This window comes from Vogesella sp. LIG4 (assembly GCF_900090205.1).
Lineage (GTDB): Bacteria > Pseudomonadota > Gammaproteobacteria > Burkholderiales > Chromobacteriaceae > Vogesella.
This window is the reverse complement of the sequence record NZ_LT607802.1, coordinates 444,621-458,308: the sequence shown is the minus strand read 5'-3', so window position 1 is coordinate 458,308 and position 13,688 is coordinate 444,621. Positions and strand designations below refer to the sequence as shown.

Sequence of the window (13,688 nt, the reverse complement as noted above, 5' to 3'; positions counted from 1 at the left end):
TTGGGGGTTGGCAATGAAGGTGGTGGTGCTGGGGGCAGGCATTGTCGGGATCAGCTCGGCCTGGTTTCTGCGGCAGGCAGGACACGAGGTGGAGGTGATAGACCGCGCCAGCGGCCCGGCGCGGGAAACCAGCTTTGCCAATGGCGGCCAGATTTCCGTCAGCCAGTCCGAACCGTGGGCGCACCCGGCCACGCCGTGGCAGGTGCTCAAGTGGCTGCCGCGCGGCGATGCGCCGCTGCTGTTCCGCCCGCGCATCGATCTGCAGCAATGGCGCTGGATCGCCGGCTTTCTTGGCGAGTGTCGTTACAGCCGCCATGCGGCCAACCTCAAGGCCATGGTGGCGCTGGGGCGCTACAGCCAGCAGACCTTCTCCGAGCTGCGCCAGCAACTGGCGCCCAGCTACGCGCACCGGCAGCAGGGCATCCTGGCGCTGCTGTTCAACCGGCAGGGAGTGCGCCATGCCGAACATGCCTGCCGGCTGTTGGCCGCACAGGGTATACGCCGCGAACTGATCAGCGTCAGCGAGGCGGTGGCGCGCGAGCCGGCACTGGCATCCATCGCGCCGCGGCTGCTGGCTGCCACCTGGTGCGAGAGCGACGAATCCGGTGACGTGCACCGCTTCAGCAGGCAGCTGGCCGATGCCTGCGTGGCCGCCGGGGTGACGTTCCGCTACCAGACGCGCATCAATGCGCTGGAGCCGGCCGGCGGGCGCATCACCCGGGTGTCGATCACCGGGCCGGATGGCAGCTACGACAACGTGGCGGCCGACGCCTTCGTGCTGGCGCTGGGCAGCCACAGCCCGCTGCTACTGCAGCCGCTGGGCCTGCGCCTGCCGGTGTATCCGCTGAAGGGCTACTCCGCCACCGTGCCGGTACTGGACGGCAGCCTGGCGCCACAGGTCAGCATTACCGATGAATCGCATAAGCTGGTGTTCTCGCGGCTGGACGATATGCTGCGCATCGCCGGCACCGCCGAGCTGTCCGGCTACTCCAGCCATCTCAACCCGCTGCGTTGCGCTGCGCTGTTGCGCCGGGCGCGCGAGCTGTTCGGCGATGCCTGCGACTGGCAGGCGGCGCGCTTCTGGAGCGGCCTGCGCCCGGCCACTCCCGGCAACGTGCCGCTGATCGGGCGCTTGCGTTTTGACAACCTGTGGCTGAATACCGGTCACGGCACGCTGGGCTGGACCGAGGGCCCCGGCTCGGGTCGGGCGCTGGCGGCCTTGCTCAGCGGGCAGCAGCCGGCGCTCGATTTCCCGTTCCTGCGCGGCTGAGTGCAGCCAGTGGCGGCCTCGCAAAACCCGGGGTGCCAATAGGGCCAGGTCGCGGCGAGACAAGGCGCGAACGCAACTGCCGACGCAGCATAAGGGTGATATACCGGGCGGCATTTTTTGCGTGCAATGCAGTCTCACGACGAAAGCCGGGTGTTTCGAGGTGCCCTGGTTTGATGCAGGGCAGAGCAGGGTTGGCCGCACGTGCTACCATGCCGCCCTGCTTGACGCGATGGTGAAGAGATAATGCAGGAAATGACCCCATACGAACTCCTGGGCGGTGCCGGCGTGGTGCGCTGGCTGACCGACCGCTTCTACGACATCATGGACAGCGATCCGGCGGTGAAGCCGCTGCGCGACATGCATCCGGCCGACCTGGCCGGTTCGCGCGAAAAGCTGTTCATGTTCCTGTCCGGCTGGCTGGGCGGCCCGCAGCTGTTCATCGAGAAGTTCGGCCACCCGCGCTTGCGCATGCGCCACATGCCGTTTGCCGTGGATAGCGAAGCACGCGATATGTGGATGAAGTGCATGCAGCAGGCGGTGGACGAGCTGGTGTGCGAGGACTGGCTGAAAGCCAAGCTGCTGGAGGCGTTCTACAACACTGCGGACTTCATGCGGAACCAGGAAGAGTAAAATCAGCCAGCATAAATAAAGCATTGAAATTGTAATCAATGCTTGCATGTATTGGTGGATGGTCCATGCTGAAAAAGTGACGACAGTTTGTCGCTTTGCGGGACGAACGCCATGAATCGTGTCATCGGCCGGTTGCTATTACCCGGCCTTTTTATCGCACCAGCGCTGGGGGCCTGCATGCCGGCTGCCATATGGTGTGGCAGTGCCCGCCCGGCAGATGCAGGCCGGCAGGAGCAGTTGCAGAGCCACCAGGATAATGTGCTGTGGCAGGCTGGCGCGTTCGCCCTTGAGACGGAAGATGTCGGCAGCGGGCACTTCAGCCTGCAACCGAGCCTGAAGCTGGATAACAAGGCACGGCTGTTACTGAAGCTGGACCCGCATCGGGCGGAAGTGCGCTGGAAGCTGGCGTGGTAGTGCTGCGTACCTGGCCTGACAAGACAAATGGCCCGACAAGACAAATGGCCCGCGTTATCGCGGGCCATGTGCTTTGCGGCGGCGCTATTTCAGTGCGGGCGGTGGCCGCGTTCTATCATCACGCCGACGTGCTTCACGTCGGGCAGGATGTTCAGCTTGGTTACCGCCACCTTCACCCACGGCGCGCCGAACTCCTCGCGCACGATGCGGGCGATGTGTTCGGCCAGGGCTTCGATCAGCAGGAAATGCTGTTCGGCCAGAGAGTCGCGCACGCGCTCCACCACTTCGCCGTAGTGAATGGTGTCGCCGATGTCGTCGCTGTGGCAGGGCACTTCGCTGGGAATGCCGTATTCAATGTCCAGCAGGACGGTTTGGGACGCGGTGCGCTCCCAGTCGTACACGCCAATCACTGTTTCGGCGCGCACTTCGCGCAAGTAAATGATGTCCATCGTCGCGGGCTTTGGGTTTAGTGCCCGATACCGTAAAATGCCAAGCCTTGCATTCTAGTGGATAAGACATGACCACAACAGCATTTGCCTTCATTTTGGGCGCCTACCTGCTGGGCTCCCTGTCCTTTGCCGTGATCGTGTCCAAGTTTATGGGCATGGACGACCCGCGTACCTACGGCTCGAAAAACCCCGGCGCCACCAATGTGCTGCGCAGTGGCAAGAAGCTGGCGGCGGCGCTGACGCTGCTGGGGGATGGCCTCAAGGGTTGGGTGGCGGTGGCGCTGGTACATGCCTTCGGCCCGGCCTACGGCTTGAGCGAGCAGGGGGTGGCGATGGCCGGCCTCGCGGTGCTGATCGGTCACATGTGGCCGGTGTTCTTCGGCTTCAAGGGCGGCAAGGGCGTGGCCACCGCGGTGGGCGTGCTGTTCGCCTTCAACGTATGGCTGGCGCTGGCGGCAGTAGCCACCTGGCTGTTCATGGCCTTCGTGGTGAAGATCTCCTCGCTGTCCGCCATTACCGCCTGCGTGCTGGTGCCGGTTTATGCCTACTTTATTGTCGGGCCGCAAAGCGTGTACTTCGGCAGCTGCATCATCATTGCGATTCTGGTGATCCATCGTCATAAATCCAACCTGATCAAGCTGCTGACCGGCCAGGAAGACAAGATCGGCAAATCGTCTTCCGGCAACTCCAGCCAGCCCTGAGTTGCCGCTGCGCTGCGTGCCGGGGCGGTACGCAGCGCGATCGGGCTGCCGGTGCCCGTCATGCCTGTTCGCCCCATTGTTTCCCTGGCAGACCCCTGCCTGCGCCAGCCGGCACGCCCGGTAGGCGACATCGCTGCCGTGCTGCCGCTGCTGGCCGACCTGGCCGATACCCTGTACGCCTCCCGCAACGCGGTAGGGCTGTCCGCGCCGCAGCTGGGCATCAGCCTGGCGGTGACGGTGCTGGATGTCAGCGATAACCGCGATGCGCCGCTGGTGCTGATCAACCCGCAATTGCTGGACAGCAGCGGCTACGACGTCAACACCGAGGGCTGCCTGTCGCTGCCCGGCGTGCGCGGCAAGGTTGGCCGCGCCAACCGCATCACGCTGCGGGCGCAGGGGGCGGATGGCAGCTGGCAGCAAATCAAGGCTGCCGATTTCCTGGCAGTGGCCATCCAGCATGAGCTGGATCATCTGGCCGGACGGGTATTCATCGACCACCTGCCACGCTGGCGGCAGCGCTGGCTGTACTGGCGCCACCCGCAGTGGTTGCGGCCACGCTGAAACGACAACGGCACCCGAGGGTGCCGTTCTGTCTTGCTGCTGTTGCCGCGGGACTAGCCGTCCGACAGCACCTTCACATGCGCAGTAACGCTGCGTGCCAGCGCCGACAGGTCGTAACCGCCTTCCAGTGCCGACACGATGCGACCCTGGCAGTGCTGGGCGGCTACCAGCATCAGCTGGCGGGTTACCCACTCGTAGTCGGCTTCCACCAGCCCCAGCGAACCCATATCGTCCTCGCGGTGGGCATCGAAGCCGGCGGATATGAAGATCATCTGCGGCTGGAACTCGTGCAGCCGCGGCAGCCACTGGTATTCCACCGCTTCGCGGAACTCGCGGCCGCTGCTGCCGGCCTTTAGCGGCACGTTGAGCATATTGTCACCCAGCGGTACATCGCCGCAGTAGGGATAGAACGGGTGCTGGAAGGTGGACACCATCAGCACGCGCGGGTCGTCCTTGAAGATTTCCTCGGTGCCGTTGCCGTGGTGCACGTCGAAGTCGATGATGGCCACGCGTTCCAGCCGGTGCTGCGACAGCGCGTGCGCCACGCCGACGGCGATATTGTTGAAGAAGCAGAAGCCCATGGCCCTGGCGCTTTCGGCATGGTGGCCGGGCGGGCGGATGGCGCAGAAGGCATTCGGCGCCTCGCCGGCCATCACCATATCCACCGCTCGCACGACCGCACCGGCGGCATGCAGCGCGGCGGGCAGGGTGCCGGGGTTCATCGCGGTATCCGGGTCGACGCGGAAGGTGCCCACCGACGGGGCGCAGGATTCGATGTATTCCACATAGTGTGGCGGATGCACGCGCGCCAGTTGCTGTTCACTGACCTCTGGCGCTTCCACCTCATTGAGGCTATCAAAGATTTGCGAGGCCTTGAGCTGGTCGCGGATCGCCACCAGGCGTTCCGGGCATTCCGGGTGGCCGACACCCATATTGTGCTGCAGGCAACTGGAGTGCGAGATGAAGGCGGTCAGTCCACCGCCGGGCAGATGGGATTTCAGCCAGGTCAACACGAGCGTTTCCTTGTTTCCGGCGCGGGGTTGTCACGTGAGTGCTGCAGCTTGCAGACGGCCGGCTCTATTGCTTTGTAGGGATAATCTGGATATGTTTTTTTAATAAATAATACTGCGCGCAAGCGGGGGCAAATGCAATCGGTCACTTTTGCGAATCGTCAACTTAACGCGTTGATACTGGGCAAACCGCAGGCTACACGGCTGGCATTGGCCTGCCTGCTGGCCGGTGGTCATCTGCTTATCGAAGACGTACCCGGCGTGGGCAAGACCACGCTGGCACACAGCCTGGCGGCGGTACTGGGCCTGAGCTATCGCCGCGTGCAGTTCACCAGCGACCTGCTGCCGGCCGATGTGCTGGGCAGCAGCGTGTTCCTGCCGGCGGAGGCACGCTTCGAATTCCGCCCCGGCCCGGTGTTTTCCCAGCTGCTGCTGGCCGACGAGATCAACCGCGCTTCGCCCAAGGTGCAGTCGGCGCTGCTGGAAGCGATGGAGGAGCGCCAGGTGTCGGTGGATGGCACCACCCACACGCTGCCGGCGCCATTCTTCGTCATCGCCACCCAGAACCCGTTTGGCCAGCAGGGCACCTTTCCGCTGCCGGAATCGCAGCTGGATCGCTTCCTGATGCGCATTTCGCTGGGCTACCCGCCGGCGGATGCCGAACTCAAGCTGCTGCAGGATGGCGACCGCCGCCAGCTGCTGCCCAAGCTGCAGCCGGCACTGACGCCGGAACAGCTGCTGGCGCTGCAGCGCCAGGTGGCGGCGCAGCACGTGTCGCCAGCGCTGGCCGGCTATGTGCTGGCGCTGCTGCAGGCCACGCGGCAGAACGAGCAGTTCGTGCACGGCCTCAGCCCGCGTGCCGGGCTGGGACTGTTGGCCGCAGCCAAGGCCTGGGCCTTGCTGGAGGAGCGCGACCACGTGCTGCCGGAGGACATCAAGGCGGTGTTCGTGGCGGTGGTGGCACACCGGCTGACCCCGCGCCTGCCCGGCAGCAACAGCGCCGCGCTGGCCCTGCGGCTGCTGGATCATGTCGCGCTGGCGTAAGGCGCTGGAGTCATGGATGGCACGGCGCGCACCGCGTGCGCCGCTGGTCACCCTGACCCAGAACCGCATCTACCTGTTGCCCACGCCGTTCGGCCTGCTGCTGCTGCTGGTGGCCTTGCTGGTGTGGGTGGGCGCACTCAACTACGCCGTCAGCCTGGCTTATGTACTGTCTTTCTGGATCGTGGCGCTGGTGTTGCTGTCGGTGTTCCTGGCCTACCGGCAGCTGGCTGGCCTGGCGCTGCGCGCCGAGTCGGTGGCGGCGGTGTTTGCCGGCGAGCCGGCTGATTTCGTGGTGCGCCTGGTCTGGCCGGGGGCGGAGCGCGGGCGGCTGCATCTTGGCTGGCACAACGGCGAGGCAGCCGAGCGCTGGCAGGAAGATGGCAGTGCCTGCCTGTCCTGGCCGGACACGGCGCGCGGCCAACTGGCGATGCCGCCGCTGCGGGTGTGGTCGGAGGCGCCGCTGGGGCTGATGCGCGCCTTCGCGCCGGTGCGGCTGGCTGCCGCGGCCTGGGTGTACCCGCGGCCGCTGCAGGATGAGCGCCCGCAGGTGCAAGGCGGTGGCGACGAGGACAGCCAGTGGCGACGGCTCGATGGCGACGAGTTTGCCGGCCTCATCGCCTGGCAGCCGGAGCGGGGCATGCATCGCATCGCCTGGCGCGTGTTCGCCCGTAACCAGACCCTGGCGGCGCGCGATTTTGCCGCTTACGAGCCGGTGGGGCGGCAGCGCGTGCTCGACTGGTTCGACTACCCGGCGCAGATGGCGCAGGAAGAGCGGCTGTCGCGGCTGTGCTGGCGGCTGCTGCAGGCACAGCAGGACGGCGAGGCGGTACAGCTGAACCTGCCGCAGCAGCAACTGCTGCTGGAGGGCGACATCCGCCCCGGGCTGCTGGCACTGGCCGGCTTCGGAGTGCGCGATGCCAGCTGACGACCTGCGCCGCGCCGGCCTGACGGTACTGGCGGCGCTGTGGCTGACCGCACTGCCGCTGGGGCTGTGGCTGCCGTTCTGGGTACTGCCGCTGTGTAGCGTGCTGCTGGCCTGGTGCGCCTTGCTGCTGTGGCAGCAGCGGCCGCTGCCGTCGCGCTGGCTGCTGCTGCCGCTGGTGCTGGGCTCGGTATTGTTCCTGTGGTTCAGCTTGCGCACCCTGGTTGGTCGCGAGGGCGGCGTGGCCTTTCTGTTGCTGTTGCTGGCCGGCAAGGCGCTGGAAACGCGCAATCTGCGCGACTGGCGCGTGCTGCTGGCGCTCTGTTTCTTCCTGGCCTCCACGCCGCTGTTGTTCGAGCAGGGGCCGCTGGCGGCGGCCTGGCTGGTATTCAGCCTGTTCCTGCTGAGCTGGGCGATGGTGCTGCTGGCCGGCGAGGAGGCGCGCATCAGCCCGCGGCTGGCGGCGCGGACGCTGCTGCTGTCGTTCCCGCTGATGCTGGTGCTGTTCGTGGCCATGCCGCGGCTGCCTGGGCCGCTGTGGAGCATGCCGGCCCAGGACCAGCGTGCCACCACCGGGCTGGCCGACAGCATGAGCCCCGGCAGCGTTGGCCGCATGATTCCCTCGCGCGAACCGGCGTTTACTGCGCAGTTCTTCGGGCGTCAGCCGCGCCCGGCCGAGCTGTACTGGCGGGTGATGGTGTTCGATCAGTTCGATGGCGGCACCTGGAGTGCCGGCTTCCTGCCCTATAGCGGCAGCAGCCAGTTGCCGGCGGCGCAGCCGCCGCTGCGTTACGACGTGGTGGCCGAGCCGTACCGCGGCCTGCTGCCGCAGCTGGAGCAGGTAAGCGAAGTGGGCGAGGGCGTGCGGCTGGTGTCGCAGCAGCGGCTGCGTCGCAACGACGAGAACAACAACAGCCGGCTGCGCTACCGCGCCAGCAGCTATGCCAGCGATTACTACCTGGAGGCGCTGTCGCCGCGCTTGCAGCAGTTCTATACCCGTTTGCCGGCCGGCAACCCGCAAACGTTGGCCGCAGGGCGACAGCTGGCCCAGCTGTACCCTGAGCAGGAGAGGCGCTTGCTGGCGCTGCAGCGCTGGCTGCAGGCGCAGGGGCTGCGCTACACGCTGACTCCGCCGGTGCTGCAGGACGACAGCGTGGATGGTTTCCTGTTCGGCAGCCATCAGGGTTTCTGCGAGCACTTTTCTTCCGCCTTTACCGTGCTGGCGCGTGCCGCCGGCCTGCCGGCGCGGGTGGTGGTGGGTTTCCAGGGCGGCGAGTACAACGCCGGCAGCAATTTCTGGCTGGTGCGTTCCTCCGATGCGCATGCCTGGAGCGAGGTATGGCTGGCCGGACGTTGGCAGCGGGTGGACCCCACCGCGCTGGTGGCGCCGCAGCGCAGCGCGCTGGGCATTGAGCAGGCGCTGCCGGCGGCGGCCGCCGCCATGCCGGTGCTGGGTGGCCGGCCGCCGGGCTGGGCGCGCTGGCTGGGGCAGCAGTGGCAGGCGGCCAACTTTGGCTGGCAGCGCTGGGTGGTGGGTTACGACGCCGAACGCCAGCGCAGCCTGTTCCAGCAGCTGGGGTTGGCGGATGTATCGGTGGGCTCGGTGATGCTGGTGTTTGCCGGCGGCATGCTGCTGGTGCTGTTGCCGCTGGCCGGCTGGCTGCTGTGGCGCCCGCGGCGGGCATCATCGCCGGGGCAGGCCGGCTGGCAGCAGCTGCTGCGGCGCTTGCGCCGGGCCGGGGTAAGGGCGGCGGACAGCGATACCGCCAGCCAGCTGCTGCAGAAGGCGCAAGGGTTGGCCGCAGCGGATTACCGGCAGCTGCAGCTGCTGCTGGCACAGTGGCAGCGCTGGCAGTATGCGCCGGCAGGGCAGGATGAGGCGGCGCGGCAATGGCGGCTGCTATTGCGGCGTTTTCATCCGCGGCGGCAGCCCTGAAAACAAAACCGCCGGCAGGGCCGGCGGTTGGTGGGTGTTATCGGAGACTCAGATCAGGAAGTCCTTGGTCACCCCGCGGCGGCGCAGGATGCGGCGCAGGTGCTCCAGGCCTTCGATCTGGATCTGGCGTACCCGCTCGCGGGTCAGGCTCAGCGCCGAGGCCAGTTCTTCCAGCGTGCACACCTCGTGGCCGTTTAGGCCGTATCGGCGCTCGATCACCATGCGCTGTTTGTCGGTGAGTTGTGCCAGCCATTCGTGCACAAAGTGCTCGATCTGCGCATTGTGCAGCTGGATGTCCGGCTCTTCGTGCTGCTCGTCCGGGATCGATTCGCCGATGGACAGCATCGGGTCGATGTCCAGTGGCGCATCCAGCGAGGCCATGCGCTCGTTCAGGTTCAGCACCCTGCGCACTTCCTCCACCGGCTTGCCGGTGAGGTGGGCGATGTCTTCCACCGTGGGTTCGCGGCCCATCTGGCTTTCCAGGTGGCGCGAGGCGCGCAGGTAGACGTTGAGCTCCTTGATGACGTGCACCGGCAGGCGGATGGTGCGCGACTGGTTCATGATGGCGCGCTCGATGCTTTGGCGGATCCACCAGGTGGCGTAGGTGGAAAAGCGGAAGCCGCGCTCCGGATCGAACTTCTCCAGGGCGTGCATCAGGCCGATATTGCCTTCCTCGATCAGGTCGAGCAGGGCCAGGCCGCGGTTGATGTAGTGCTTGGCGATGTTCACAACCAGGCGCAGGTTGTGTTCGATCATCTTCTGGCGGGCGGTGAAGTCGCCCTGTACCACGCGACGGGCCAGTTCCACTTCCTGGCTGGGCGTCAGCAGCGCATTGCTGCCGATGTCGTTGAGGTAGATCTGGGTAACGTCGGCGATCTCCTCGTATTCCTTGCTGCTGGCGCTTTCTTCAGCCTCTTCGGCCTCCGCCTGCAGTTCGGTCTCGGCTTCGGCTTCTTCGTCCAGTACTTCTTCCAGCAGGTCCAGTTCGTCACTCATGATATTCCCCCCGCTTGCGTTAGGGCCCAAGACGGGGCTTAGGCCGTCATGGGCGCTGTTCCAGGAATTTGCTCGGGTCCACGGGTTTGCCGAGTTGACGGATCTCGAAATGCAGCTTTACCTGATCCGTGTCGGTATTACCCATTTCGGCAATCTTCTGCCCTTTCTTTACGGACTGGCCTTCCTTCACCAGCAACTGGCTGTTGTGGGCATAGGCGGAGAGGTAGGTCTTGTCATGGCGCAGGATGATGAGCTTGCCGTAACCACGCAGACCGTTGCCGCTGTACACCACTTTGCCATCGGCCGCTGCCACTACGGGTTGCCCCGTCCTGCCGCCGATGTCGATGCCTTTGTTCTGATCAGAGAAACCCCTGATCACGCTGCCTTGGGTTGGCCATCCCCATACCGGGCCCGCCGTTTTCGCCTTGTCGTCCGCCGCGCCGGGCGCGGGGGTGACTGGGGCGGATGCTTCTGCCTTCGGTGTTGCCTTGGCAGTTGCCGGCGCGCTCGCCTGGGGCGGGCTTGCAGTCTTGCCATTACCTTCACTCAGGGCCGGGAGACTCTTGCTGGCCTCTTCCGAGTAGGGCAGTTTCAAGGCTTTGGGATAGCGCTTGCTGTCTGCCCTGTTTACCGCTGCCTCGGCACCGGACGGTGCCTGGGCATCAACCGGCGCTTGCCCGTTGGCCGGTTTGCTTTCGACTGGCTTCACGCTCTGCCCGCTCAAGGGAGCGCTGGCAGTACCAGGCGGAGTCAGGCGCAATACCTGCCCCACCTTGATGGTGTAGCCGTCCAAATGATTCCACTCTGCCAGGTCCTGGTAGCGCAGGCCGTTGTTGACGGCGACGCGGTACAGGGTTTCACCCGGCTGAACCGTGTGGCTGGTGTTTCCGCCTGCAACCGGTCTGGCTTGCGGGCCGTTGCCAATGGCAATCGCTTGCGTCGTTACCTTGTTGTTGCCGGCCGGGGCCGCAGTGCCGGTTTTGGCCGGTGTGCCAGCGTTCTGGCTGCTGTTGCCGTAGCCACCCAGTACCGAAGGGGTGCCACGCACGATTTGTGCCGGGGTGTCCTGCTGGAACTGGGCGCAGGCGCTTAGCAGCAGGACGCCAAGCAACGGACTAAAGCGATAGACCGGGTTACGTCGCGAATAGTTTTGCATTGGTTTACGTTTTATATGCCAGTAGCGGACACAAAGTAAATTGTCTACCCATGGCGATAAGAAAGATTTGTTGCGTTTTTGCCTTGCATCACTGCTTGCCGGGCAGCAGGGGAACGAACTTGGCCGCTTCCAGCTTGGTTTTGCGGATGCCTTCGGCTGATTTTTCGTACAGCCACAGATGCTGTTCCTGCTGATCGCCTACCGGCAGGATCAACCTGCCGCCATCGGCCAGCTGGTCCAGCAGCGCCTGGGGAACCTGGCGCGCGGCAGCGGTAATGATAATGCCATCAAAAGGGGCAATATCGGGCAATCCCAGATGGCCGTCGCCATGCACCAGCCGGGCATGTACCAGCTTGGCATTGCGCAGGTTCTGTCTGGCTTTGTCCAGAATGCCGGCCAGACGTTCAATGGAGAATACCTGCGCGCCGGCTTTCAATAGAACAGCTGTCTGATAGCCGCAGCCGGTACCGACCTCCAGCACCTTGCCGGCGCTGGCGCGTCCTTCCAGCAGTTTTTCCGTCATGCGCGCCACGGTCAGCGGCTGCGAGATGGTCTGCCCCTGGCCGATTGGCAGCGATACGTCGTCGTAGGCGCGGGTGGCCAGCGCCTGGTCGATGAACAGGTGGCGCGGTACCTCGAACATGGCGGTCAGCACGCGCTCGTCCTTGATGCCCTGCTGGCGCAGGCGTTCCACCATGCGCATGCGGGTGCGATCCGACAGCATGCCGTAGTTGTTGCCGGCGACTAGGGATTGAGCCATGTCTTGATTACATCCTGTTGATCGCGGGCGGTCAGGTCGATCATCAGCGGCGTGATCGATACCTGCTTGCGACGGATGGCATTGAAGTCGGTACCTGCGCCGGCATCCTGCTCCGGCCCCACCGGCCCTACCCAGTACACGGTATCGCCGCGCGGGTTCTGCGCGCGTATCACCGGCTCGGCCATGTGGCGGCGGCCCAAGCGGGTGACTTCGCAAGCGCCAAGCTCGGCGGAGGGTACGTCCGGTATGTTGACGTTCAGCAGCATCGGGCTGGCAAATGGCCTGGCGATATAGCGCTGCACCAGTTCGCTGGCCACCCTGGCGGCGCTGTCGAAGTGATTGTTGCGGCCGGCCAGCGAGAAGGCGATGGCCGGTATGCCCAGCAGGAAGCCTTCGGTGGCGGCGGCCACGGTGCCGGAGTACAGCGTGTCCTCGCCCATATTGGGGCCGTGGTTGATGCCGGAAACCACCAGGTCGGGGCGTTGCTCCAGGAAGCCGGTAACCGCCACGTGCACGCAGTCGGTTGGCGTGCCGTTGACGTAGTAGAAGCCGTTGGCGGCCTTTTTCACCGATAGCGGGCGGTCCAGGGTCAGCGAGTTGCTGGCCCCGCTGCGGTCACGCTCGGGCGCGACAACCACGACATCGGCAAATTGGCTCAAGCTGCTGGCCAGGGCGGCCAGACCGGGGGCGAAATAACCGTCGTCGTTGCTGATCAGGATTCTCATTGTCGCGCCGTTCCATTCAGATGGCCTGATTGTATCCATCTCCGGCTGTATCGAAAACCTTGCGCCGAATGCAAAACAGCCCGCCGGGTGGCGGGCTGTTGGCCGCAAGCCGCTTTCTGGCGGTTTACGGTGCTGGCGATTGCGGCTGCCGCGCTTAGCGGTAGTAGCGCTGGCTGAACTCCAGCATGCGTTCGATCGGCAGGCGGGCGGCATCCATTTCCGCTTCGCTCAGGTAGTCGATACGGGTACCGATGCCCTGTTGCGCGCGCTTCACCGCCTCGATGGTGTTCATCTTCATGTACGGACAGGAGTTACACTGGCAGCCGGCGTAGATCGGCGCCTGGCGGATGTCCAGGTCCGGGCGCGCCAGGCGCATGTTGTACAGGATGCCGTCTTCGGTAGCGACGAAGATCACGTCTGCCACATCGCCGCTGTAGGCTTTCACCCAGTTGAGCATGCCGGAGGTGGAGCCGACGTATTCGGCGCGCTTGAGTACCGGCAGCGGGCTTTCCGGGTGGGCGATCAGGTGCGCCGGGGTGGCCGTGGCGCCCAGGGCTTCGTCCAGCGCCGCTTCGTTGAACTTGTCGTGCACCTCGCACACCGCCGACCACAGCGGCATGTCGTAGCCGTACTGGTAGTTGAGGTAGGCGCCCATATTGCGGTCCGGCGAGAAGATCACCTGTTTGCCCTGCTGGTACAGGTCGGCAATGATGTCGTCCACGTTGCGGCTGGTGACGATCCAGTCGGAGATGGCCTTGTGCGCGGCGGAGGAGTTGATATAAGACACATGCACGTGGTCCGGGTAGCTTTCCCGCCACTGTTGCAGTGCCGCAACGTCGGTCTGGGTGACCAGCGAACAGGTGGAACCGGCGTCCGGCAGGATCACTTCCGCCTGCGGGTTGAGGATCTTGGCGGTTTCCGCCATGAAGCGCACGCCGGCGAACACGATGATGTCGGCGTTGGATTCACGGGCGAACAGGGACAGTTCCAGACTATCGCCGACCTTGTCGGCCATTTGCTGGATTTCCGGCTGGGTGTAGTAGTGGGCGAGGGTAACGACGCGTTTGCTCATGTGTGCTGCTCCCGTGAGGACGGGCCTCTACAATCGGGGTTA

General features: G+C 65.1%; 15 protein-coding genes. 8 read left to right on the top strand and 7 right to left on the bottom strand.

Going from position 1 to position 13,688, the window contains the following annotated elements; all coding sequences use genetic code 11:
• Positions 1 to 13: 13 nt before the first annotated feature.
• The 3 genes from PSELUDRAFT_RS02180 to PSELUDRAFT_RS19130 all read left to right on the top strand — a co-directional run bounded on the left by PSELUDRAFT_RS02180 (position 14) and on the right by PSELUDRAFT_RS19130 (position 2,314).
• On the top strand, positions 14 to 1,270 hold the full coding sequence (locus PSELUDRAFT_RS02180) for a D-amino acid dehydrogenase (protein WP_088965301.1): 1,257 nt from the start codon (positions 14 to 16) through the stop codon (positions 1,268 to 1,270).
• 243 nt (positions 1,271 to 1,513) lie between these two features.
• A complete protein-coding gene (locus PSELUDRAFT_RS02175; RefSeq protein WP_088965300.1) occupies positions 1,514 to 1,900 on the top strand; it encodes a group II truncated hemoglobin in 387 nt (128 codons plus the stop codon).
• A gap of 111 nt (positions 1,901 to 2,011) precedes the next feature.
• The gene (locus PSELUDRAFT_RS19130; RefSeq protein ID WP_157724986.1) at positions 2,012 to 2,314 is read left to right on the top strand and encodes a hypothetical protein; all 303 of its coding nucleotides are present in this window, start codon (positions 2,012 to 2,014) and stop codon (positions 2,312 to 2,314) included.
• Positions 2,315 to 2,403: 89 nt separating this feature from the next.
• On the opposite strand, the gene folB is transcribed toward PSELUDRAFT_RS19130, so the two are convergent.
• Complete coding sequence (folB, locus tag PSELUDRAFT_RS02170; protein ID WP_088965299.1) at positions 2,404 to 2,763, bottom strand: dihydroneopterin aldolase; 360 nt, start codon at positions 2,761 to 2,763, stop codon at positions 2,404 to 2,406.
• A 68-nt stretch (positions 2,764 to 2,831) separates the two neighbouring features.
• Here folB and plsY point away from each other — a divergent pair, with 68 nt between their 5' ends.
• Both plsY and def read left to right on the top strand, forming a co-directional pair.
• Positions 2,832 to 3,464, top strand: coding sequence for a glycerol-3-phosphate 1-O-acyltransferase PlsY (plsY, locus tag PSELUDRAFT_RS02165; protein ID WP_088965298.1), 633 nt, complete (start codon positions 2,832 to 2,834; stop codon positions 3,462 to 3,464).
• Positions 3,465 to 3,524: 60 nt separating this feature from the next.
• Positions 3,525 to 4,025, top strand: a complete 501-nt coding sequence (def, locus tag PSELUDRAFT_RS02160; RefSeq protein ID WP_088965297.1) for a peptide deformylase — start codon at positions 3,525 to 3,527, stop codon at positions 4,023 to 4,025.
• 53 nt (positions 4,026 to 4,078) lie between these two features.
• On the opposite strand, the gene PSELUDRAFT_RS02155 is transcribed toward def, so the two are convergent.
• Positions 4,079 to 5,038, bottom strand: a complete 960-nt coding sequence (locus PSELUDRAFT_RS02155) for a histone deacetylase family protein (protein ID WP_088965296.1) — start codon at positions 5,036 to 5,038, stop codon at positions 4,079 to 4,081.
• 132 nt (positions 5,039 to 5,170) lie between these two features.
• On the opposite strand from PSELUDRAFT_RS02155, the gene PSELUDRAFT_RS02150 reads away from it, so the two are divergent.
• The 3 genes from PSELUDRAFT_RS02150 to PSELUDRAFT_RS02140 are packed head-to-tail and all read left to right on the top strand — an operon-like array spanning position 5,171 to position 8,937.
• Positions 5,171 to 6,079, top strand: coding sequence for a MoxR family ATPase (locus tag PSELUDRAFT_RS02150; RefSeq protein WP_088965295.1), 909 nt, complete (start codon positions 5,171 to 5,173; stop codon positions 6,077 to 6,079).
• Positions 6,063 to 7,004 (top strand): DUF58 domain-containing protein, encoded by a 942-nt coding sequence (locus tag PSELUDRAFT_RS02145; RefSeq protein WP_157724985.1) that lies wholly within the window; start codon positions 6,063 to 6,065, stop codon positions 7,002 to 7,004. Before PSELUDRAFT_RS02150 ends, PSELUDRAFT_RS02145 begins: the two co-directional genes overlap by 17 nt.
• Positions 6,994 to 8,937, top strand: a complete 1,944-nt coding sequence (locus PSELUDRAFT_RS02140) for a DUF3488 and transglutaminase-like domain-containing protein (protein WP_088965293.1) — start codon at positions 6,994 to 6,996, stop codon at positions 8,935 to 8,937. The genes PSELUDRAFT_RS02145 and PSELUDRAFT_RS02140 overlap by 11 nt, the downstream gene beginning before the upstream one ends.
• 48 nt (positions 8,938 to 8,985) lie before the next feature.
• On the opposite strand, the gene rpoS is transcribed toward PSELUDRAFT_RS02140, so the two are convergent.
• The 5 genes from rpoS to nadA all read right to left on the bottom strand — a co-directional run bounded on the left by rpoS (position 8,986) and on the right by nadA (position 13,646).
• Positions 8,986 to 9,933: an RNA polymerase sigma factor RpoS gene (rpoS, locus tag PSELUDRAFT_RS02135; RefSeq protein WP_088965292.1), complete on the bottom strand. Its 948-nt coding sequence runs from the start codon at positions 9,931 to 9,933 to the stop codon at positions 8,986 to 8,988.
• A gap of 46 nt (positions 9,934 to 9,979) precedes the next feature.
• Positions 9,980 to 11,089: a peptidoglycan DD-metalloendopeptidase family protein gene (locus PSELUDRAFT_RS02130; protein ID WP_088965291.1), complete on the bottom strand. Its 1,110-nt coding sequence runs from the start codon at positions 11,087 to 11,089 to the stop codon at positions 9,980 to 9,982.
• An 88-nt stretch (positions 11,090 to 11,177) separates the two neighbouring features.
• On the bottom strand, positions 11,178 to 11,849 hold the full coding sequence (locus PSELUDRAFT_RS02125; protein WP_088965290.1) for a protein-L-isoaspartate(D-aspartate) O-methyltransferase: 672 nt from the start codon (positions 11,847 to 11,849) through the stop codon (positions 11,178 to 11,180).
• The gene (surE, locus tag PSELUDRAFT_RS02120; protein WP_088965289.1) at positions 11,834 to 12,574 is read right to left on the bottom strand and encodes a 5'/3'-nucleotidase SurE; all 741 of its coding nucleotides are present in this window, start codon (positions 12,572 to 12,574) and stop codon (positions 11,834 to 11,836) included. The genes PSELUDRAFT_RS02125 and surE overlap by 16 nt, the downstream gene beginning before the upstream one ends.
• Before the next feature lie 154 nt (positions 12,575 to 12,728).
• Complete coding sequence (nadA, locus tag PSELUDRAFT_RS02115) at positions 12,729 to 13,646, bottom strand: quinolinate synthase NadA (protein WP_088965288.1); 918 nt, start codon at positions 13,644 to 13,646, stop codon at positions 12,729 to 12,731.
• Between the last annotated feature and the right edge of the window lie 42 nt (positions 13,647 to 13,688).

Bases quoted from the DNA above. Each gene is read 5' to 3' on its own strand.
- PSELUDRAFT_RS02180 (WP_088965301.1), top strand. From the start codon at position 14: ATGAAGGTGGTGGTGCTGGGGGCAGGCATTGTCGGGATCAGCTCGGCC.
- PSELUDRAFT_RS02175 (WP_088965300.1), top strand. From the start codon at position 1,514: ATGCAGGAAATGACCCCATACGAACTCCTGGGCGGTGCCGGCGTGGTG.
- PSELUDRAFT_RS19130 (WP_157724986.1), top strand. From the start codon at position 2,012: ATGAATCGTGTCATCGGCCGGTTGCTATTACCCGGCCTTTTTATCGCA.
- folB (WP_088965299.1), bottom strand. From the start codon at position 2,763: ATGGACATCATTTACTTGCGCGAAGTGCGCGCCGAAACAGTGATTGGC.
- plsY (WP_088965298.1), top strand. From the start codon at position 2,832: ATGACCACAACAGCATTTGCCTTCATTTTGGGCGCCTACCTGCTGGGC.
- def (WP_088965297.1), top strand. From the start codon at position 3,525: ATGCCTGTTCGCCCCATTGTTTCCCTGGCAGACCCCTGCCTGCGCCAG.
- PSELUDRAFT_RS02150 (WP_088965295.1), top strand. From the start codon at position 5,171: ATGCAATCGGTCACTTTTGCGAATCGTCAACTTAACGCGTTGATACTG.
- PSELUDRAFT_RS02145 (WP_157724985.1), top strand. From the start codon at position 6,063: ATGTCGCGCTGGCGTAAGGCGCTGGAGTCATGGATGGCACGGCGCGCA.
- PSELUDRAFT_RS02140 (WP_088965293.1), top strand. From the start codon at position 6,994: ATGCCAGCTGACGACCTGCGCCGCGCCGGCCTGACGGTACTGGCGGCG.
- rpoS (WP_088965292.1), bottom strand. From the start codon at position 9,933: ATGAGTGACGAACTGGACCTGCTGGAAGAAGTACTGGACGAAGAAGCC.
- PSELUDRAFT_RS02130 (WP_088965291.1), bottom strand. From the start codon at position 11,089: ATGCAAAACTATTCGCGACGTAACCCGGTCTATCGCTTTAGTCCGTTG.
- PSELUDRAFT_RS02125 (WP_088965290.1), bottom strand. From the start codon at position 11,849: ATGGCTCAATCCCTAGTCGCCGGCAACAACTACGGCATGCTGTCGGAT.
- surE (WP_088965289.1), bottom strand. From the start codon at position 12,574: ATGAGAATCCTGATCAGCAACGACGACGGTTATTTCGCCCCCGGTCTG.
- nadA (WP_088965288.1), bottom strand. From the start codon at position 13,646: ATGAGCAAACGCGTCGTTACCCTCGCCCACTACTACACCCAGCCGGAA.